The 19,301-nt window shown below is 70.8% G+C and carries 15 protein-coding genes; 13 read left to right on the top strand and 2 right to left on the bottom strand.

Annotation, left to right across the window (positions count from 1 at the left end; genetic code table 11):
• Window positions 1-124 precede the first annotated feature (124 nt).
• From J7E96_RS10655 to hemW, 3 genes are all read left to right on the top strand, one after another.
• A complete protein-coding gene (locus J7E96_RS10655; protein WP_215129898.1) occupies window positions 125-2,014 on the top strand; it encodes a long-chain fatty acid--CoA ligase in 1,890 nt (629 codons plus the stop codon).
• 193 nt (window positions 2,015-2,207) lie between these two features.
• The gene (locus J7E96_RS10650) at window positions 2,208-4,202 is read left to right on the top strand and encodes a SpoIIE family protein phosphatase (RefSeq protein WP_374196654.1); all 1,995 of its coding nucleotides are present in this window, start codon (window positions 2,208-2,210) and stop codon (window positions 4,200-4,202) included.
• A gap of 36 nt (window positions 4,203-4,238) precedes the next feature.
• Complete coding sequence (gene hemW, locus J7E96_RS10645; protein ID WP_215129896.1) at window positions 4,239-5,471, top strand: radical SAM family heme chaperone HemW; 1,233 nt, start codon at window positions 4,239-4,241, stop codon at window positions 5,469-5,471.
• Window positions 5,472-5,574: 103 nt separating this feature from the next.
• Here the strand turns inward: hemW and J7E96_RS10640 are convergent, their stop codons facing one another.
• Window positions 5,575-6,405, bottom strand: coding sequence for a DUF3097 domain-containing protein (locus J7E96_RS10640; RefSeq protein WP_215129894.1), 831 nt, complete (start codon window positions 6,403-6,405; stop codon window positions 5,575-5,577).
• 41 nt (window positions 6,406-6,446) lie between these two features.
• Entirely contained in the window at window positions 6,447-7,175 is a 729-nt protein-coding gene (locus tag J7E96_RS10635) for an MBL fold metallo-hydrolase (protein WP_215129892.1), read from the bottom strand.
• Window positions 7,176-7,371: 196 nt separating this feature from the next.
• On the opposite strand from J7E96_RS10635, the gene hrcA reads away from it, so the two are divergent.
• The 10 genes from hrcA (at window position 7,372) to J7E96_RS10585 (ending at window position 19,277) form a co-directional block, all read left to right on the top strand.
• Window positions 7,372-8,388, top strand: coding sequence for a heat-inducible transcriptional repressor HrcA (gene hrcA / locus J7E96_RS10630; protein ID WP_214979493.1), 1,017 nt, complete (start codon window positions 7,372-7,374; stop codon window positions 8,386-8,388).
• Window positions 8,389-9,522: a molecular chaperone DnaJ gene (gene dnaJ / locus J7E96_RS10625; RefSeq protein WP_215129890.1), complete on the top strand. Its 1,134-nt coding sequence runs from the start codon at window positions 8,389-8,391 to the stop codon at window positions 9,520-9,522.
• A gap of 46 nt (window positions 9,523-9,568) precedes the next feature.
• Window positions 9,569-10,651: a nitronate monooxygenase gene (locus J7E96_RS10620; RefSeq protein ID WP_215129888.1), complete on the top strand. Its 1,083-nt coding sequence runs from the start codon at window positions 9,569-9,571 to the stop codon at window positions 10,649-10,651.
• Window positions 10,648-11,391: a 16S rRNA (uracil(1498)-N(3))-methyltransferase gene (locus J7E96_RS10615; protein WP_215129886.1), complete on the top strand. Its 744-nt coding sequence runs from the start codon at window positions 10,648-10,650 to the stop codon at window positions 11,389-11,391. The genes J7E96_RS10620 and J7E96_RS10615 overlap by 4 nt, the downstream gene beginning before the upstream one ends.
• 670 nt (window positions 11,392-12,061) lie before the next feature.
• Complete coding sequence (locus J7E96_RS10610; RefSeq protein ID WP_215129884.1) at window positions 12,062-12,421, top strand: histidine triad nucleotide-binding protein; 360 nt, start codon at window positions 12,062-12,064, stop codon at window positions 12,419-12,421.
• 10 nt (window positions 12,422-12,431) lie between these two features.
• A complete protein-coding gene (locus J7E96_RS10605) occupies window positions 12,432-13,337 on the top strand; it encodes a ribonuclease Z (protein ID WP_215129882.1) in 906 nt (301 codons plus the stop codon).
• Between the two features lie 18 nt (window positions 13,338-13,355).
• Window positions 13,356-14,345: an adenosine deaminase gene (locus J7E96_RS10600; RefSeq protein ID WP_215129880.1), complete on the top strand. Its 990-nt coding sequence runs from the start codon at window positions 13,356-13,358 to the stop codon at window positions 14,343-14,345.
• Window positions 14,346-14,448: 103 nt separating this feature from the next.
• Window positions 14,449-15,750, top strand: coding sequence for a glucarate dehydratase family protein (locus J7E96_RS10595; protein WP_215129878.1), 1,302 nt, complete (start codon window positions 14,449-14,451; stop codon window positions 15,748-15,750).
• 141 nt (window positions 15,751-15,891) lie between these two features.
• On the top strand, window positions 15,892-17,019 hold the full coding sequence (locus tag J7E96_RS10590; protein WP_215130028.1) for a carbohydrate kinase family protein: 1,128 nt from the start codon (window positions 15,892-15,894) through the stop codon (window positions 17,017-17,019).
• A gap of 173 nt (window positions 17,020-17,192) precedes the next feature.
• A complete protein-coding gene (locus tag J7E96_RS10585) occupies window positions 17,193-19,277 on the top strand; it encodes a PhoH family protein (RefSeq protein WP_215129877.1) in 2,085 nt (694 codons plus the stop codon).
• Window positions 19,278-19,301 lie beyond the last annotated feature (24 nt).

The following is a 19,301-nucleotide window of genomic DNA, read 5'->3' as shown; positions in this document are numbered from 1 at the left end:
TGAAGCCGCGTGCCGCAGGCCCTTACGCCCCGGGCACTCGCGCTTTACTCTGATCACCACTCGAAGGTTACTCGCCAGTTAAATACCAGCCAGTCGTGCAGTATGCGCAGGCCCGGAGGACGTCGTGAGCGACACACAGACCTTGATCGAGAACCGGCCGCCGTCGGTGGCGACCCTCTTCATTGAGCGCGTGGCTGCCACGCCCGATGGCGAGGCCTACCGCTACCCCGTACCGGCCCCCGCCGGGCAGGGACCCGACGCCTGGAAGTCACTGAGCTGGGGGCAGGCGGCCGAGCGCGTGTACGCCATCGCGGCCGGCCTCATCGACCTCGGCGTACAGCCCGAAGAGCGCGTCGCGCTCGCCTCCAACACACGCGTCGAGTGGATCCTCGCCGACCTCGGCGTGATGTGCGCCGGCGCCGCGACGACGACCGTCTACCCCTCGACCAACGCCGAGGAGTCGGCGTACATCCTGGCCGACTCCGAGAGCCGGGTGCTGATCGCGGAGGACGCGTCGCAGCTCGCCAAGGCACGCGAGCGGCGCTCCGACCTGCCGAACCTCGCCCACGTCGTCGTCATCGACGCCACCGGAGTCGAGCCGGCCGAGGACGACCCCGAGGGCTGGGTGCTCACACTCGCCGAGCTGGAGGCGCGCGGGGCGGCGTACCTGGCCAAGCACCCGCAGGCCGTCACCGAGCGGGTGGAGGCAATCACCTCCGACCAGCTCGCGACGCTCATCTACACCTCCGGCACCACGGGCCGCCCCAAGGGCGTACGGCTGCCGCACGACTGCTGGTCGTACATGGCGAAGGCCACGGTGGCGACCGGGCTCATCAGCGCGACGGATGTGCAGTACCTGTGGCTGCCTCTCGCGCACGTCTTCGGCAAGGTCCTGACCTCCGGACAGATCGAAGCCGGGCACGTCACCGCCGTGGACGGCCGCGTCGACAAGATCATCGAGAACCTGCCGGTGGTTCAGCCGACGTACATGGCAGCCGTGCCGCGCATCTTCGAGAAGGTCTACAACGGCGTGGCGGCCAAGGCGCGGGCCGGCGGCGGCGCGAAGTACAAGATCTTCCAGTGGGCGGCCGAGGTCGCCCGCGAGTACGCCAAGGTCACGCAGGACAACTTCCGCCGCACGGGCACCGCCTCCGCGCCCTTCGGCCTGACCGCCAAGCACAAGATCGCCGACGTGCTCGTCTACTCCAAGATCCGCGAAGCCTTCGGCGGCCGGCTGCGCGCCTGCGTCTCCGGCTCGGCGGCGCTCGCGCCCGACATCGGCTTCTTCTTCTCCGGCGCCGGCATCCACATCCTGGAGGGTTACGGTCTGACCGAGTCCAGCGCCGCCTCCTTCGTGAACCCGGGCGAGGCCTACCGCACCGGCACGGTCGGCAAGCCGCTCCCCGGCACCGAGGTGCGCATCGCGGACGACGGCGAGATCCTGCTGCGCGGCCCCGGCATCATGCAGGGCTACCACCAGCTGCCCGAGAAGACCGCCGAAGTGCTGGAGCCGGACGGCTGGTTGCACACCGGGGACATCGGCGAGCTGTCGGCCGACGGATACCTGCGCATCACGGACCGCAAGAAGGACCTGATCAAGACGTCGGGCGGCAAGTACATCGCGCCGGCCGAGGTCGAGGGCCAGTTCAAGGCGGTGTGCCCGTTCGTCTCCAACATCCTGGTGCACGGCGCGGACCGTAACTACTGCACCGCGCTGATCGCGCTCGACGAGCCGACGATCCTCGGCTGGGCCAAGGACAACGGCCTGGAGGGCAAGTCGTACGCCGAGGTCGTCGCGGACAAGAAGACCCAGGAGCTCATCGAGGGCTACGTGCAGCGGCTCAACGAGGGCCTGCAGCGCTGGCAGACGATCAAGAAGTTCCGGCTGCTGCCGCGCGACCTGGACATCGAGCACGGTGAGCTGACGCCGAGCCTCAAGCTCAAGCGGCCGGTCGTCGAGCGCGAGTACAAGCACCTCATCGAGGAGATGTACGCGGGCTCGCGCGAGGCGTGAGGCGCGAGGCCTGACGGCTGACAGGGCGGTGGCGCGGGCGGGGCCGGCAACGGCTTCGCCCGCGCGGTTCGTTCACAACTCCGGCACATTTCGACCACTTCGGTGACTCCGCGCTTATGTGCGGCCTCAGTCTGTCACTCTGTTCCATGTCGCCAGCGGCGGCGTCAACAGAGAACCGACGGGGAGCCGGCCAGTGGGGTCCATTCCTAGGCAGCGGGAGAGTACGTACCGCTCGACGCACCTGCCGGGCGGCCTGTCCGACCCGCACTCGGCCGCCTGGACCAGCCTGCCGGGGAACCCGCTCGCGCCCGCCGCCGCGCGGCGCTTCGTGCGGGCCGCGCTCGCCGAATGGACCGGGCTCGGGCTGCCCGCCGCCGGCGGTTTCACCGACCAGCTCGCGGACGACGCCGTGATCCTCGTCAACGAGCTGGTGACCAACGCGGTCGTCCACGCGGGTACCAACGTCGAGCTGGTGTGCCACCTGGAGGAAGCGACCGAGGACGATCCCGCCGCTCTCGTCGTCGAGGTCTCCGACCACCATCCCGCCCGCGTGGTACGGAACGAACCCGGCGGATCGCCCGCGGTCGGCGGGCACGAGTTCGGGCGCGGCCTGCACCTCGTCGCCGCCCTCTCCGCGTGCTGGGGCGTCACCTACCGCACCGGCCTCAAGACCATCTGGGCCCGGATCGCGATCGACGGCGTACTCCCGGCCATGCTCCCGGCCGTGCACTCGGCCATGGCTACAGGACCGGCCGACATCGCCGACCAGGCGCTCCAGCGCGGGCTGCGCGCCGTCGAGATCCTCGCGCCCGTACCGCGGCGGGCCGCGCGCGAGTACGACAGCGACTGGATCAACCGGGGTGCGCTCTCGTTCCTCGCCGAGGCGTCCGACCTGCTGACGGGCCAGTTCGACGAGGACATGATCGCGGCGCTCGCCGCCCAGCTCCTGGTGCCGAGGCTCGCGGACTGGTGCGCTGTGTGGCTGGAGGAGGAGGGCGCGGTGCCTCGCCTCGCCCGCGTCTGGCACCAGCGCGAGTGCAGCATCGAGGAACTGCGCGGGCGCGTCGAGAAGGAGCCGCCCGCCGTGCCGGACTCCGCTCGCGGCGGCCCGGTGCCGGTGCCGTGGCCGGGCGTGGAGGATCTGGGGGGCGTTGAAGGTACTGCCGGTACTGAGGGTGCTGACGGTGGTGACGGCGCCGCCGTGGCGTACCGGCTGATCGCGGGCGGGCGCGGGCTCGGGACGCTGATGCTGGGGCGAGCGGGACTGGCGCAGATGCCCGACGAAGTGACCGGCCTGATCGAGGACTTCGTACGCCGGGTCGCGCTGGCTGTCGCCGCCGCCCGCCAGTACACCCGGCAGGCCACCATCAGCCGTGTTCTGCAACGGGCGCTGCTGCCGGGCCAGATGGCCGACATCCCGGGCATCGAGAAGGCCCTCGTCTACGAGCCGCGCGGGCAGGGCGTCGCGGGCGGCGACTTCTACGACGTCTTCCCCGGCGCGAGCGGCAGCTGGTCCTTCTCGCTCGGCGACGTCCAGGGCAACGGGCCCGAGGCGGCGGTCGTCACCGGCCTCGTCAGGCCGTGGCTGCGGTTGCTGGGGCGCGAGGGCCGGGCGGTCGGGGAGGTGCTGGGGCGGCTCAACGGGCTGCTGCTGGACGACGCGGTGGAGGCCGCGGAGGCGACGGCCAGGATGGCGGTGGCCGGGGCTTCAGGGGCTGCTGGGACTACTGGGGGCCTCGTCGGCCTGCGTGACGCGCCGCCGCAGCCCCGCTTCCTCTCGCTCCTGTACGGCGAGCTGGTGCCGCTCGCGGCCGAGGACGGCGGCGGTGTCCGCTGCACGCTCGCCTGCGCCGGGCATCCGCTGCCGCTCGTGCTCCGGCCCGACGGGAGCGTACGGCCGGCCGCCGTCTCCCAGATGCTGCTCGGCGTCCTCGACGACGTGACGTACGACAGCGAGACCTTCGTCCTCCAGGCGGGCGACACCCTGCTCTGCGTCACGGACGGCGTGACCGAGCGGCGTTCCGGGCGGCGCATGTTCGACGACGCGGACGGGTTGGCGGCGGCGCTCGGGCGGTGCGTGGGGCTGAGCGCGCAGGGGGTCGCAGAAAGGATCATGCGCGAGGTGCACGATTTCTCGCCGACGCCGCCGGACGACGACGTCGCGCTGCTGGTCCTCCAGGCAGTGTGACCCCGGCAATGTGACCGGAGCTGTGACAATGGGGGCATGCCTTCTGTACTGCCCGACGGTGAGCCCATGCCCGAAGACGGGGCGCTGCCACCGCACGCCCTGGCCGGCGCGGCCGAGCGGCCGCTCGGCTTCTACCTGCACGTTCCGTACTGCGCGACCCGCTGCGGCTACTGCGACTTCAACACCTACACGGCGACCGAGCTGCGCGGTTCGGGCGGTGCGCTGGCCTCGCGCGACAACTACGCGGACACGCTGGTGGAGGAGGTGCGCCTGGCGAGGAAGGTGCTCGGCGACGACCGGCGTGAAGTACGGACGGTCTTCGTGGGCGGGGGTACGCCGACGCTGCTGGCGGCGGGTGATCTCGTACGGATGCTGGGGGCGATCCGGGACGAATTCGGGATCGCGGACGACGCGGAGATCACGACGGAGGCGAATCCGGAGTCGGTGAATCCGGCGTACTTGGAGGAGCTGCGGGCCGGCGGCTTCAACCGAGTCTCGTTCGGCATGCAGAGCGCGAAGCAGCACGTGCTGAAGATTCTGGACCGTACGCATACGCCGGGGCGGCCGGAGGTGTGCGTCGCGGAGGCGCGGGCGGCGGGCTTCGAGCACGTAAACCTCGACTTGATCTACGGCACGCCGGGGGAGTCCGACGCGGACTGGCAGGCGTCGCTGGACGCGGCGATCGGGGCGGGTCCCGACCATGTGAGTGCGTACGCCCTCATCGTGGAGGAGGGGACGCAGCTGGCGCGGCGGATCCGGCGCGGTGAGGTGCCGATGACGGACGACGACGTGCACGCCGACCGGTACCTGATGACGGAGTCGGCGCTGTCGGCGGCGGGGTTTGAGTGGTACGAGGTGTCGAACTGGGCCACTTCGGCGGATGCGCGGTGCCTGCACAACGAGTTGTACTGGCGCGGAGCGGACTGGTGGGGCGCGGGGCCTGGCGCCCACAGCCATGTGGGCGGGGTGCGGTGGTGGAACGTGAAGCACCCGGGGGCGTACGCGCAGGCGCTGGGGGAGGGGCGCTCTCCCGGGGCCGGGCGCGAGGTGCTCCCGGCGGAGGACCGGCGCGTGGAGCGCATCCTGCTGGAGCTCAGGCTCGCGGACGGCTGCCCGCTGTCGCTGCTGGCGCCGGCCGGCCTGGCGGCGGCGGAGCAGGCGCTGGACGAGGGGCTGCTGGCGGGGAAGCCGTTCGCCGCTGGGCGGGCAGTGCTGACGCTGCGCGGGCGGTTGCTGGCGGATGCGGTGGTCCGGGACCTGGTGGACTGACCAGGGGCGCCGGGGTGCGCCGGGCCGCTGCGCCGGGGGCACCTGGGGCGCTGCCCCAGACCCCGCTCCTCAAACGCCGGAGGGGCTGGAGTTGCCCGGGGGCTCAGCCGAATTCAGGGGCCGTAACGAAATCGATCAGCTCCTCCACCCGCCCCAGCAGCGCCGGCTCCAGATCCCTGTACGAGTGGACAGAGGCCAGAATCCGCTGCCACGCCGCCCCCGTGTTCCCCGGCCATCCCAGCGCCCCGCACACCCCCGTCTTCCAGTCCTGCCCCCTCGGCACCCTCGGCCAGGCAGAGATCCCCACCGCCGACGGCTTCACCGCCTCCCACACGTCGATGTACGGGTGGCCGACGACCAGGACGTTCGCGTCCGAGACCTGCCCCGCGATGCGGGACTCCTTCGAGCCGGGGACCAGGTGGTCTACCAGGACGCCCAGGCGTGCGTCCGGCGCCGGGGCGAAGTCCGCGACGATCGCGGGAAGGTCGTCGATGCCCTCCAGGTATTCGACGACCACGCCCTCGATGCGGAGGTCGTCGCCCCAGACCCGCTCGACCAGCTCCGCGTCGTGGCGCCCCTCCACGTAGATACGCCCCGCACGCGCGACCCGCGCCCGCGCCCCCGGTACGGCCACCGAGCCCGACGCCGTACGGGTCGGCCGGGGCGTCGCAGCGGAAGGCGGGCGTACCAGGGTGACCACGCGGCCCTCCAGGAGGAAGCCGCGGGGTTCCATCGGGAACACCCGGTGCTTCCCGAAGCGGTCCTCCAGGGTGACGGTCGGCCCCTGCGCCGTCTTCTCGCACCGGATCACCGCCCCGCAGAATCCGGTGCCGACCTCCTCCACGACAAGATCGGTCTCGGCGGGGACTTCGGGAACGGGGACGGGCTTCTTCCAGGGCGGAGTCAGATCCGGCCCGTACTGTCGGCTGCGCATGGGGCCATTCTGACGTCACACCACGGCGTCACGCCCCAGCGTCACACCTCGAATCGCGCCGCCAACGCGTCACGCTGCGCCCGCACATACGCCGCGTCCACCACCGCCCCGTGCCCCGGCACGTACGCCGCGTTCTCGCCGCCCAGCGCGAGCAGCCGGTCCAGGGCCGCCGGCCAGAAGGCGGGGTGCGCGTCCGGGCCCGCCTGGGGAGCGCCCGACTCCTCCACCAGGTCGCCGCAGAAGACGACCACGGGACTGCCCGGCACCAGCACCGCCAGGTCGTGACCGCTGTGCCCCGGGCCGACGTTCGCCAGCAGCACCTGGCGGCCGCCGCCCAGGTCCAGCGTCCACTCGCCGCACACCGTGTGGTGCGGCGCGACCAGTACGTCCGCCGCCTCCGCCGCCGCGCCCCGGTCGACACCGTGCCGTACCGCGTCGTCCCGCAGCGCCTCCCTGCCCCGCCGCAGCAGATCGTCGATGCCGACCGCCCCGTACACCTCCGTTCCCGCGAACGCCGCCGTGCCGAAGACGTGGTCGAAGTGCGGGTGGGTGAGCGCGATATGCGTCACTCTTCGGCCGGGGCCCAGAAGGCGCTGCGCCTCGGCGCGCAACTGCGCGCCCTCGCGCAGCGTCGCCCCTGTGTCGATGAGCAGCGCCCCGCCGTCACCCCCGGCCACCAGGCCCACCGTGGCGTCCCAGACGGGCATACGCCGCCGCCCCACGCCCAGTGCGAGCCGCTCCCAGCCTGCCTCTTCCCAACTGAGGTCCATACCCCGACGCTAGACCCACCCCCGGTGCAGGCGCCCGCTGAACAGGGCCGTCGCACGACGACTGGCGCGGTAACGTGACCGGCCGCCCTTGCTAGGGGCGTACCTGCCAGCCGTACACTGGGCGGGGACTGCTGGCACTCCCCCGCGGTGAGTGCCAGAAGACACCGAACGACCGACCATCTGGAGGTGGTGCGAGATGCTCAGCGAACGCAGACTTGAGGTGCTGCGCGCCATCGTCCAGGACTACGTGGGCACCGAGGAGCCCGTCGGCTCCAAGGCGCTCACCGAGCGCCACAAGCTCGGTGTCTCACCGGCCACCGTCCGCAACGACATGGCCGCCCTGGAGGACGAGGGCTTCATCGCCCAGCCGCACACGAGCGCGGGCCGCATCCCCACCGACAAGGGCTACCGCCTCTTCGTCGACAAGCTCGCCGGCGTCAAGCCCCTGTCGTCGCCCGAGCGCCGCGCCATCCAGAACTTCATGGACGGGGCGGTCGACCTCGACGACGTCGTGGCCCGTACGGTCCGGCTGCTCGCGCAGCTGACCCGGCAGGTCGCCGTCGTGCAGTACCCGTCGCTGACCCGCTCGACGGTGCGGCACGTGGAACTGCTCGCGCTGGCTCCCGCCCGCCTGATGCTCGTGCTCATCACGGACACCGGCCGGGTCGAGCAGCGCATGATCGACTGTCCGGCACCCTTCGGCGAGACGTCGCTCGCGGACCTGCGCGCCCGGCTCAACAGCCGGGTCGTCGGGCGCCGCTTCGCGGACGTACCGCAGCTGGTGCAGGACCTTCCCGACTCCTTCGACAAGGAGGACCGAGGCACCGTTTCGACGGTCCTGTCCACCCTCCTGGAGACTCTGGTCGAGGAGACCGAGGAGCGCCTGATGATCGGCGGCACCGCCAATCTCACGCGCTTCGGACACGATTTCCCCCTCACCATCCGGCCGGTGCTGGAGGCCCTTGAGGAGCAGGTCGTGCTCCTCAAGCTGCTGGGTGAGGCAACGGACTCAGGCATGACTGTACGAATCGGTCACGAGAACGCCCATGAAGGGCTCAGCTCCACGTCCGTCGTCGCAGTCGGCTACGGTTCGGGCGACGAAGCAGTCGCGAAACTCGGCGTGGTCGGACCGACCCGCATGGACTACCCCGGAACGATGGGAGCGGTACGCGCAGTGGCACGTTACGTCGGACAGATCCTGGCGGAGTCGTAAGTGGCCACCGACTATTACGCCGTACTAGGCGTACGCCGCGACGCTTCCCAGGATGAGATCAAGAAGGCATTCCGGCGGCTGGCGCGTGAGCTCCACCCGGACGTGAATCCCGATCCCAAGACGCAAGAGCGCTTCAAGGAGATCAACGCCGCGTACGAGGTGTTGTCGGACCCGCAGAAGAAGCAGGTCTACGACCTCGGCGGCGACCCCCTCTCGCAGGCGGGCGCTGGAGCCGGCGGCTTCGGCCAGGGTGGCTTCGGGAACTTCTCGGACATCATGGACGCCTTCTTCGGTACGGCGTCGCAGCGCGGCCCGCGCTCGCGCACGCGCCGCGGCCAGGACGCGATGATCCGGCTGGAGATCGACCTCAACGAGGCGGCCTTCGGTACGACGAAGGACATCCAGGTCGACACGGCCGTCGTGTGTACGACGTGCTCGGGCGAGGGCGCCGCACCCGGCACCTCCGCCCAGACCTGTGACATGTGCCGCGGACGCGGCGAGGTCTCGCAGGTCACCCGGTCCTTCCTGGGCCAGGTCATGACCTCGCGCCCCTGCCCGCAGTGCCAGGGCTTCGGCACGGTCGTACCGACTCCGTGCCCGGAGTGCGCCGGTGACGGGCGCGTGCGTTCGCGCCGGACGCTGACGGTCAAGATCCCGGCCGGTGTCGACAACGGCACGCGGATCCAGCTCGCGGGCGAGGGTGAGGTCGGCCCCGGTGGCGGCCCCGCCGGTGACCTGTACGTAGAGATCCACGAGCTGCCGCACTCCGTGTTCCAGCGGCGCGGCGACGACCTGCACTGCACGGTCACGATCCCCATGACGGCGGCCGCGCTGGGCACGAAGTGCCCGCTGGAAACGCTCGACGGCATCGAGGAGATCGACGTACGCCCGGGCACGCAGTCCGGTCAGTCGATCCCGCTGCACGGGCGCGGCATCACGCACCTGCGGGGCGGCGGCCGTGGCGACCTGATCGTGCACGTCGAGGTGCTGACCCCCTCGAAGCTGGACCCGCAGCAGGAGGACCTGATGCGCCAGCTCGCGAAGCTGCGCGGCGAGGAGCGCCCGACGGGTCAGTTCCAGCCCGGCCAGCAGGGCCTGTTCTCGCGTCTGAAGGACGCCTTCAACGGCCGCTAGGCGACTCGATTCGGGCGCAGTGCGGAGGGCATGAAACTATGCGTTCATGTCCTCCGCACTGACCGATCTTTGCCGTTATCCGATCGTGCAGGCCCCCATGGCGGGCGGCGCATCCAGTCCTCAGCTCGTCGCCGCCGTCTCCGAGGCCGGCGGTCTCGGGTTTCTTGCCGCCGGGTACAAGACGGCGGACGGCATGTACGAGGAGATCAAGCAGCTGCGGGGGCTCACGAGCCGCCCCTTCGGCGTCAATCTCTTCATGCCGCAGCCGAGCCAGGTCGACCCGGCCGCCGTGGAGGTCTACCGTCACCAGCTCGCCGGCGAGGCCGACTGGTACGACACCCCCCTCGGCGAACCCGACAACTGCGCCGACGACGGCTACGAAGCCAAGCTGGCCATCCTCATCGACGACCCCGTCCCGGTCGTCTCCTTCACCTTCGGCTGCCCCACGCGCCCCGTCCTCGACGCCTTCGCGAAGGCCGGCACGCTCACCGTCGTGACCGTCACCACGCCCGAAGAGGCCCAGGCCGCGCAGTGGACCGGCGCCGACGCCGTGTGCGTACAGGGCATAGAGGCCGGTGGCCACCAGGGAACGCACCGCGACGATCCCAAGAACGACGGCACCGGCATCGGCCTTCTCTCCCTCGTCGCGCAGGTACGCGAGACCGTGCAGCTGCCGATCATCGCGGCGGGCGGCGTGATGCGCGGCGCGCAGATCGCCGCAGTCCTCGCGCTGGGCGCCGACGCCGCGCAGCTCGGCACGGCGTTCCTGGTCTGCCCCGAATCCGGCGCGAACACTCTCCACAAGCAAGCCATGACCAATCCACTCTTCGTACGCACCGAACTCACCCGGGCGTTCTCGGGACGCCCCGCACGCGGCCTCGTCAACCGCTTCATGCGCGAGCACGGGCCGTACGCCCCCGCCGCCTATCCGCAGGTGCACCACATCACCTCCGGCCTGCGCAAGGCCGCGGCCAAGGCGGGCGACGCCCAGGGCATGGCGCTGTGGGCGGGGCAGGGGCACCGGATGGCGCGCGAGATGCCGGCCGGGCAGCTGGTCGAGGTCCTGGCCGCCGAGAGCGACGCCGCGCGCGCGGCGCTGGCGCTGCGGGGCCCGGGCGGTGCGGCATGACGGCGCCGGTGTTCGTCGTGGACGCCGTACCGGCGAAGGGCCAGTTCGTACTCGAAGGTCCCGAGGGGCGGCATGCAGTCTCGGTGCGGCGGCTGCACGCGGGGGAGCACGTCGTACTGACGGACGGACTCGGCAGGGGCGCGGCGGCCGTGGTGCTGGCGGCCGAGGGCAAGGACCGCCTGACCGTCGAGGTGACGGACGTGACGGCGGAGCCGGAGCCGGAGCCGCGCATCACCGTCGTACAGGCGCTGCCCAAGGGCGACCGGGGTGAGGTGGCCGTCGAGACGATGACGGAGACCGGCGTCGACGCGATCGTGCCGTGGCAGGCGTCCCGGTGCATCACGCAGTGGCGCGGCGACCGGGGCGCGAAGTCCCTCGCGAAGTGGCGGGCGACGGCGCGGGAGGCGGGCAAGCAGTCGCGCAGGCTGCGCTTCCCGGAGGTCGCGGACGTGCTGACGACGAAGCAGGTGGCCGCGCTGTTGGCCACGGCCGACTTCGCTGCCGTCCTCCACGAGGACGCGTCGGCGGGCAGTGCCGCGCTCGCCACGGCCGGACTGCCCGACACGGGTTCCATCGTGCTGGTCGTGGGACCGGAAGGGGGCGTGTCACCGGAGGAGTTGGCGGTGTTCGCCGAGGCGGGGGCGAAGCCGTACCGGCTGGGGAGCAGTGTGCTGCGTACGTCGACTGCCGGTACCGCGGCGGCGGCGCTGCTCCTGGGGCGCACGGGCCGCTGGTCCTGAGACGGATGCTGGGGCCCTGCGGGGCTTTCCCGCTCGCGCGTCGGCTGGACCCTCTCGACCCGGCCGAATGCGACGAACCCACCAAAAGACGAACCCGCCCACACCATTTGCCCCACTTTCGACGTATCGGCAAGGCCTCCACATGCGTCATGTGTTGGGTTCATCGCATCCGCAAGCCCGGAAACAACTTCGCGCGCCCCACCCGCGCAGACACGAGTCCGCAGGTCGACCGGAGACTTCGGCCGCCCTCCGGCGTGGGTGCGCGTGTGCGTGGGAATGGGGATGCCCGCACCAGCGGCCGTTGCCGCAGTCGCTGAGCCCGGGGCCGAGCCGCCCCCTCAACCTTCCGCGCCCCACTCACCGAGCCTGCCACCCGGCAACGATGAACGGCCACTTGCCGGAGTTTCCCCGTGGGCGGCCCCCATCGCAGACGCGATCAACGCTCCAGGACAACCGGAGCCGCCTCCCGGCCGTGGGCGGCGCTGCTGGGGTGGGGAAATGGCCCGAGGGGCATGCGCGGCATGCGCGGCATGCGCGCAGCCATGGCCGCAAGGCCGACCCGCTTCGGAGCCCGCCACGGCTGGCCCGCCGCCACCGGCGGATAGCATGCGGCCATACTTGATCGGTATCGGTACATCCTGATCCAGCCGCATTCGAGGAGGCCAGGACCATGGCGGGACAACCGCAGGCAGACTGCCTGTTCTGCAAGATCGCTTCCGGGGAGGTGCCCGCGGACGTCGTCCGTGAGACGCCCACGACCGTCGCGTTCCGCGACATCAACCCCCAGGCGCCGACGCACGTCCTGGTCATCCCCAGGGAGCACCACCCGGACGCCGCCGCACTGGCGGCCGCCGAGCCGCAGGTCCTCGCGGACCTGCTGACCGAGGCCGGCAATGTCGCCGCCGACGAGAAGGTCGACCGTACCGGCTACCGCGTCATCTTCAACACGGGCTCCGGAGCGGGCCAGACCGTCTTCCACGCGCACGCCCACGTCCTCGGCGGACGCGGCCTCAACTGGCCCCCCGGATAAGGCAGCCCAAGTGTCCGCACGAGAACTGGTCGTCCTCGGCACCGCCAGTCAGGTCCCCACCCGGCACCGCAACCACAACGGCTACCTCCTGCGCTGGGACAGCGAGGGCATCCTGTTCGATCCCGGCGAGGGCACCCAGCGCCAGATGCTGCGCGCCGGCGTGGCCGCGCATGACATCAACCGGATCTGCGTCACCCACTTCCACGGTGACCACTCCCTCGGCCTCGCCGGCGTGATCCAGCGGATAAACCTCGACCGCGTCCCGCACCCCGTCACCGCGCACTACCCGGCGAGCGGGCAGCGCTTCTTCGACCGGCTGCGGTACGCCACGGCCTACCGCGAGACGGTCCTGCTGAACGAATCGCCGGTCGCCGCCGACGGGCCGCTGGCCAACGGCTCTTCGTACGTCCTCGACGCGGTCAAGCTGTCCCATCCCGTCGAGTCGTACGGCTACCGGCTCACCGAGCCCGACGGCCGCCGCATGCTGCCCTCCCTGCTCGCCGAGCACGGCATCAAGGGGCCCGACGTCGGCCGCATCCAGCGCGACGGGCAGCTCGGCGGTGTCACGCTCGACCAGGTCAGCGAGGAGCGGCGCGGGCAGCGTTTCGCGTTCGTCATGGACACCAGGCTCTGCGACGGCGTGTACGCCCTCGCGGAAGGCTGCGACATGCTCGTCATCGAGTCGACCTTCCTCGACGAGGAGGTACGACTCGCGGCCGAGCACGGCCACCTGACGGCCGGCCAGGCCGCCCGCGTTGCGCACGAAGCCGGCGTACGCCACCTCGTCCTCACCCACTTCTCGCAGCGCTACCACGATCCCGAAGCCTTCGAACAGCAGGCCCGCGCGGCCGGGTTCGACGGCGAGCTGACCATCGCCGCCGACCTGCTGCGGGTGCCCCTCCCCAAGCGCCACTGAACGAGAAGACGACCCCTCATGCACCTCCCCAAGGCCGAACTCCACCTCCACATCGAAGGCACCCTCGAACCCGAGCTGGCCTTCGAGCTCGCCGCCCGCAACGCCGTCGTACTGCCCTACTCCACCACCGAAGAGCTCCGCCGCGCCTACCTCTTCGACGACCTCCAGTCCTTCCTCGACCTCTACTACGCGCTGATGGCCGTCCTGTGCACCGAGGACGACTTCGACCGGCTCGCCGACGCCTACCTGGCGCGGGCCGCCGCACAGGGCGTACGGCACGCGGAGATCTTCTTCGACCCGCAGGCGCACACCGCGCGCGGTGTGGGCATCGGCACGGTCGTCGAGGGGCTCTCCCGCGCCCTGGACCGGAGCGAGGAGCGGCACGGGATCTCCACGCAGCTGATCATGTGCTTCCTGCGTGACCAGTCCGCCGAGTCGGCGCTGGAGACGCTGGACGCCGCCAAGCCGTATCTGCACCGGATCTCGGCCGTCGGCCTGGACTCGGCGGAGGTCGGGCACCCGCCGTCGAAGTTCCGCGAGGTGTACGAGGCTGCCGAGGCCCTGGGGCTGCGGAAGGTCGCGCACGCGGGGGAGGAGGGGCCGCCGGCGTACATCTGGGAGGCGCTGGACATCCTCGGCGTCGAGCGCGTCGACCACGGGCTGCGTGCCATGGAGGACCCGGCACTCGTGGAGCGACTGGTGCGCGACCGGGTGCCGCTGACGCTGTGTCCGCTGTCGAACGTACGGCTGCGGGCCATCGACATCCTGGAGCAGCACCCCTTGCGCGACATGATGGAAGCCGGGCTGCTGGTAACCGTGAATTCGGACGACCCCGCCTACTTCGGGGGCTACGTCGGCGACACCTTCTACGCCGTGCACGAAGCGCTCGGTCTCGGGCAGGAGCAGCTGCGCGAGCTCGCCCGCAACTCCTTCCTGGCGGCCTTCCTCGACCACGACGAGGAGCGCAGGGCGGCGTATCTCGCCGAGGTGGACGCGTACGTCTTCTGAGTTTCTCCAGGCGCCCGCGTCACGGCCGTTGACGCCTTCGCGGGCGCCTCTCTACGCTGCATTCTCATACGTGGACGTCGTCTGCATACGGAGATGAGTTGTTGTGGCGGACCTGACCATCACCGACGTCCGGCTGACCCCCGTCCTCATCTCCGACCCACCGCTCTTCAACGTCCAAGGCGTGCACCAGCCATACACGCCCCGCCTGGTCGTAGAGGTGGTCACGGCGGACGGGATCACCGGCGTCGGCGAGACGTACGGCGACACCAAGTACCTCCAACTGGCCCGTCCTTACGCCGATTTGCTCCCCGGCCACTCGGTCGCGGATCTGAACGGGCTGTTCACGCTCGCGCAGCGGGTCGGCGTCGACCACGCGCGTGTGGAGCACGCCATCGACGTCGGCGGGCTGCGCGGCGTGCAGACGGCGGACAAGCTGCGGCTGTCCGTCGTGTCCGCCTTCGAGGTGGCCTGCCTGGACGCGCTCGGGAAGGCGTACGGGCTGCCCGTGCACGCACTCCTGGGCGGCAAGGTGCGCGATCACGTCGAGTACAGCGCGTATCTCTTCTATCGCTGGGAGCGGCACCCGGCCAACGCGGGCGAGAGCGACGACTGGGGGGCCGCGCTCGACCCGGCGGGGATCGTCGCGCAGGCGCGGCGGTTCGTGTCCGAGCACGGCTTTCGTTCGTTCAAGCTCAAGGGCGGCGTCTTCGAGCCCGACCAGGAGATCGCCGCCGTACGGGCGCTCGCCGAAGCGTTCCCGGGACAGCCCCTGCGGCTGGACCCCAACGGTGCCTGGACGCCGCAGACTTCCCTGAAGGTCGCGGGGGAGCTGGCAGGGGTCCTCGAATACCTGGAGGACCCGGCACCCGGGACGGCCGCCATGGCGGAGGTGTCCGCCGGGACGGATGTTCCGCTCGCCACCAATATGTGCGTAACGACCGTTCCCGAGATCCGCGAGGCGTTCCTCACCGACGCCGTGCAGGTCGTTCTCTCCGACCACCACTACTGGGGCGGTCTGCGGGCCACCCGCGAACTGGCCGCCGTCTGCCGCGCCTTCGGCGTCGGCCTGTCCATGCACTCCAACACCCACATGGGCATCAGCCTCGCCGCGATGACCCACGTCGCCGCCACCGTCCCCAACCTCGACCACTCCTGCGACAGCCACTACCCCTGGCAGACCGAGGACGTCATCACCCGCCGCCACACCTTCACCGGCGGCCGGCTGCCCGTCTCCGACGCCCCCGGGCTCGGTGTCGAGATCGACCGCGACGCCCTGGACCGGCTGCACCGCCGCTGGCTCGACGAGGCGTCGTACGCCGCGATGCGTGACCGCGACGACGCCGCCGCGATGCGCAGGGCGGACGGTCACGAGAACTGGCAGGTGCCCGCGCTGCCCCGCTGGTAACAACGCCGGCCGGCAAGTCGCCGTCGTATCGCCGCGAGCTCCCATGGACGCGTATCGGGCACACTGGCCTGGATCCGCACCACACCACAGGAGCGCAGGGTGAGCACGGTGAGAAAGCACGCAGCGGGCACGTCGGCGGGCATGTCAGCGGCCACGGACATCAGCCGGCAGCAGGACCAGGCCACGCACCTCGACCCCCTGGACGGGCTCCGCGCGCCCGACGGACCCTGCTGCGATGTGTTCCTCACCGGAACGGTCTTCCTCGACATCATCTTCACCGGCCTTGACAGCGCCCCCGTCCGCGGCACCGAGTCCTGGGCACGCGGCATGGGCTCCAGCCCAGGCGGCGTAGCCAACATGGCCACCGCCCTGGCCCGCCTCGGCCTGCGTACGTCGCTGGCCGCCGCGTTCGGCGACGACCACTACGGCGAGTACTGCTGGGACGCGCTGGCCGACGGCGAAGGCATCGACCTGCGCATGTCACGGACAGTCCCCGGCTGGCACTCGCCGGTCACCGTCTCCATGGCGTACGAGGGCGAGCGGACCATGGTCTCCCACGGCCACGAGGCCCCGCCGCCCGCTGAACCCGGCCCCTTCCCCGACTGCCCGCCCCGCGCGCGGGCCGCCATCGCCGCCCTCATCCCCGGCCGGACCGAGGAGTGGATCGCCTCCGCCGCCGGCCGCGGCGCCAAGGTCTTCGCCGACGTGGGCTGGGACGACACGGGCCGCTGGGACCTCGCCGGCCTCACCGACCTGGAGCACTGCGAGGCGTTCCTGCCCAACGCCGAGGAGGCGATGCGCTACACCGGCACCGAATGCCCGCGCGCCGCCGCCCGGGCCCTGGCCGAGAAGGTGCCGGTCGCCGTCGTCACGCTGGGCGCGGAGGGGGCGTACGCCGTGGACGGCTCGACCGGGGAGACCGCCGAGGTCCCCGCCATCGCAGTCGAGGCACTGGACCCGACCGGTGCCGGTGACGTCTTCGTCGCCGGATTCGTCACCGGTACGCTCGCGGGCTGGCCACTCGCCGACCGCCTGGCCTTCGCCGGGCTGACCGCCGCCCTGTCGGTACAGGAGTTCGGCGGCTCGCTGTCGGCGCCCGGCTGGTCGGAGATCGCGGCCTGGTGGCAGCAGGTGCAGGCCGTCGACGGGCAGGACCCGCAGGCCCTGCGCCGGTACGCCTTCCTCGACGGACTGCTGCCCACGGCGGGCGCCCGCGTGTGGCCGCTGCGCCGGGCGGTGCCCACGATCGGCTTCCGCAGGCCGGCGTGAGGCCTGCGTAAGGCCCACGTAGGCCTCACGCAACCGCTCGGTAACCGGCTGTCGGCCCGCGCCCGAAAAGCCTTCGGTCTTGTCAGTGCACCGACGTAGGCTTGGTGTTCCAGAGGTTGTCGAGCAGCGAGAACCCTGCAACGGGAGGTATGTGCAGGCCACAGTGCCGGCCCATGACTCAGACACCCACACAGCCGCAGGCCCGCGCCCAGTTCACCGTGCCGGACACGCACCCCATGGTGATGGTTCTGGGTTCCAGTGATTCCCTGTTGCGCGTGATCGAAAACGCCTTCCCCGATGTGGACATCCACGTCAGGGGGAATGAGGTCAGCACGGTCGGCGACCCGACGGAGGTCGCACTGATCCAGCGCCTGCTGGCCGAGATGATGCTGGTGCTCCGCACCGGACTGCCGATGACGGAGGACGCAGTGGAACGCTCGATCGCCATGCTCAGAGCGAGTGAGAACGGGGATGTCCTGGACGAGACCCCGGCGGAAGTTCTCACCCAGAACATCCTTTCCTCGCGCGGTCGCACCATTCGTCCCAAGACGCTCAACCAGAAGCGGTACGTCGACGCCATCGACAAGCACACCATCGTTTTCGGCATCGGCCCCGCCGGTACGGGCAAGACCTATCTCGCCATGGCCAAGGCGGTCCAGGCCCTGCAGTCCAAGCAGGTCACCCGGATCATCCTGACCAGGCCGGCGGTGGAGGCGGGCGAGCGCCTCGGCTTCCTCCCCGGCACGCTCTACGAGAAGATCGACCCGTACCTGCGCCCGCTCTACGACGCCCTGCACGACATGCTCGACCCCGACTCGATCCCGCGCCTGATGGCCGCGGGCACGATCGAGGTCGCGCCGCTGGCATACATGCGCGGTAGGGCGCAGCCGATCTTCACGAACGTGCTGACTCCCGAAGGCTGGCGCCCCATCGGTGACCTTCAGGTGGGCGACCTGGTCATCGGCTCCAATGGTGAGCCGACCCCGGTACTCGGCGTTTTCCCGCAGGGCGAGAAGGACATCTACCGCGTCACCGCTCAGGACGGCTCCTGGACCCTGTGTTGTGGCGAGCACCTCTGGACCGTCCGCACGGCCGCGGACCGTCGCCGCGACAAGCCCTGGAGGGTCCTCGAAACCAAGGAGATGATCGGCAACCTCCGCGCGGCACACGCACGCCGGTACGAGCTGCCGCTGCTGACTGCACCTGTCTGCTTCCCCGAGCGCGAGGTCCCCATGGATCCGTACGCGCTGGGCCTGCTGCTGGGCGACGGCTGCCTGACGGGCTCCACCACACCCTCCTTCTCCACGGAGGATGCGGAGCTGGCCGAAGCACTGGAAGCCTCGCTCACGGGTGTCGTTGTGCGGCACAGAGGCGGGCCCAACTACGTCCTGAACCGCGTGAAGGCCCCGGGCGACGTGGTAACTCTGGAAAACCCGGTCACCCGGATCCTGCGTGAGCTGGACATCCTGCGTACCCGTTCGCACTCCAAGTTCGTTCCGGATCAGTACCTGTACAACTCCGCCGAGGTACGGCTGGGTGTCCTCCAGGGGCTCCTCGACGCCGACGGCGGCCCGGTCACGCAGGCGGACCGCACCTGCCGCATCCAGTACACGACGACGTCGATCGTGCTCCGCGACGACGTCATCTCCCTGGTGCAGTCGCTGGGCGGTGTCGCATACACCCGCCGTCGGGCAGCCGAGGGGCGCACGCCGGGTCTCGCCAAGGGCCGCAAGGTCCAGCACCGCTACGACGCCCACGTCGTCGATATCCGTCTTCCCGAGGGCATCGAGCCCTTCCGTCTCGCTCGCAAGTGCGACACCTACCACGCCGCCGGGGGCGGAGGCCGCCCCATGCGCTTCATCGACAGCATCGAACCCGCAGGCCGTGAGGAGGCGGTATGCATCCAGGTCGCGGCCGAGGACTCGCTGTACGTCACCCAGGACTACCTGCTGACCCACAACACCCTGAACGACGCGTTCATCATCCTGGACGAGGCGCAGAACACCAGCGCCGAGCAGATGAAGATGTTCCTGACGAGGCTCGGCTTCGACTCGAAGATCGTCGTCACGGGTGACGTTACGCAGGTCGACCTGCCGGGCGGTACGAAGAGCGGTCTGCGGCAGGTCCAGCACATCCTGGAGGGCCTCGACGACGTCCACTTCTCCCGGCTCACGTCGCAGGATGTCGTACGGCACAAGCTGGTCGGCCGTATCGTCGACGCGTACGAGCAGTACGACGACAGCCAAAACGGGCTGTGACTTTGAACCAGGGGTAGATCCAGC

The sequence above is a fragment of the Streptomyces sp. ISL-96 genome (assembly GCF_018614035.1).
Lineage (GTDB): Bacteria > Actinomycetota > Actinomycetes > Streptomycetales > Streptomycetaceae > Streptomyces.
Note: the sequence above shows the minus strand (reverse complement) of the source record. Positions and strands in the feature narration are given on the sequence as shown.

What these genes read in the sequence shown, in the direction of transcription:
- hemW (WP_215129896.1), top strand. Translation starts at nt 4,239, where the DNA reads ATGCCTTCTGTACTGCCCGACGGTGAGCCCATGCCCGAAGACGGGGCG.
- J7E96_RS10640 (WP_215129894.1), bottom strand. Translation starts at nt 6,405, where the DNA reads ATGCGCAGCCGACAGTACGGGCCGGATCTGACTCCGCCCTGGAAGAAG.
- J7E96_RS10635 (WP_215129892.1), bottom strand. Translation starts at nt 7,175, where the DNA reads ATGGACCTCAGTTGGGAAGAGGCAGGCTGGGAGCGGCTCGCACTGGGC.
- hrcA (WP_214979493.1), top strand. Translation starts at nt 7,372, where the DNA reads ATGCTCAGCGAACGCAGACTTGAGGTGCTGCGCGCCATCGTCCAGGAC.
- J7E96_RS10620 (WP_215129888.1), top strand. Translation starts at nt 9,569, where the DNA reads ATGTCCTCCGCACTGACCGATCTTTGCCGTTATCCGATCGTGCAGGCC.
- J7E96_RS10615 (WP_215129886.1), top strand. Translation starts at nt 10,648, where the DNA reads ATGACGGCGCCGGTGTTCGTCGTGGACGCCGTACCGGCGAAGGGCCAG.
- J7E96_RS10610 (WP_215129884.1), top strand. Translation starts at nt 12,062, where the DNA reads ATGGCGGGACAACCGCAGGCAGACTGCCTGTTCTGCAAGATCGCTTCC.
- J7E96_RS10600 (WP_215129880.1), top strand. Translation starts at nt 13,356, where the DNA reads ATGCACCTCCCCAAGGCCGAACTCCACCTCCACATCGAAGGCACCCTC.
- J7E96_RS10590 (WP_215130028.1), top strand. Translation starts at nt 15,892, where the DNA reads ATGTCAGCGGCCACGGACATCAGCCGGCAGCAGGACCAGGCCACGCAC.
- J7E96_RS10585 (WP_215129877.1), top strand. Translation starts at nt 17,193, where the DNA reads ATGACTCAGACACCCACACAGCCGCAGGCCCGCGCCCAGTTCACCGTG.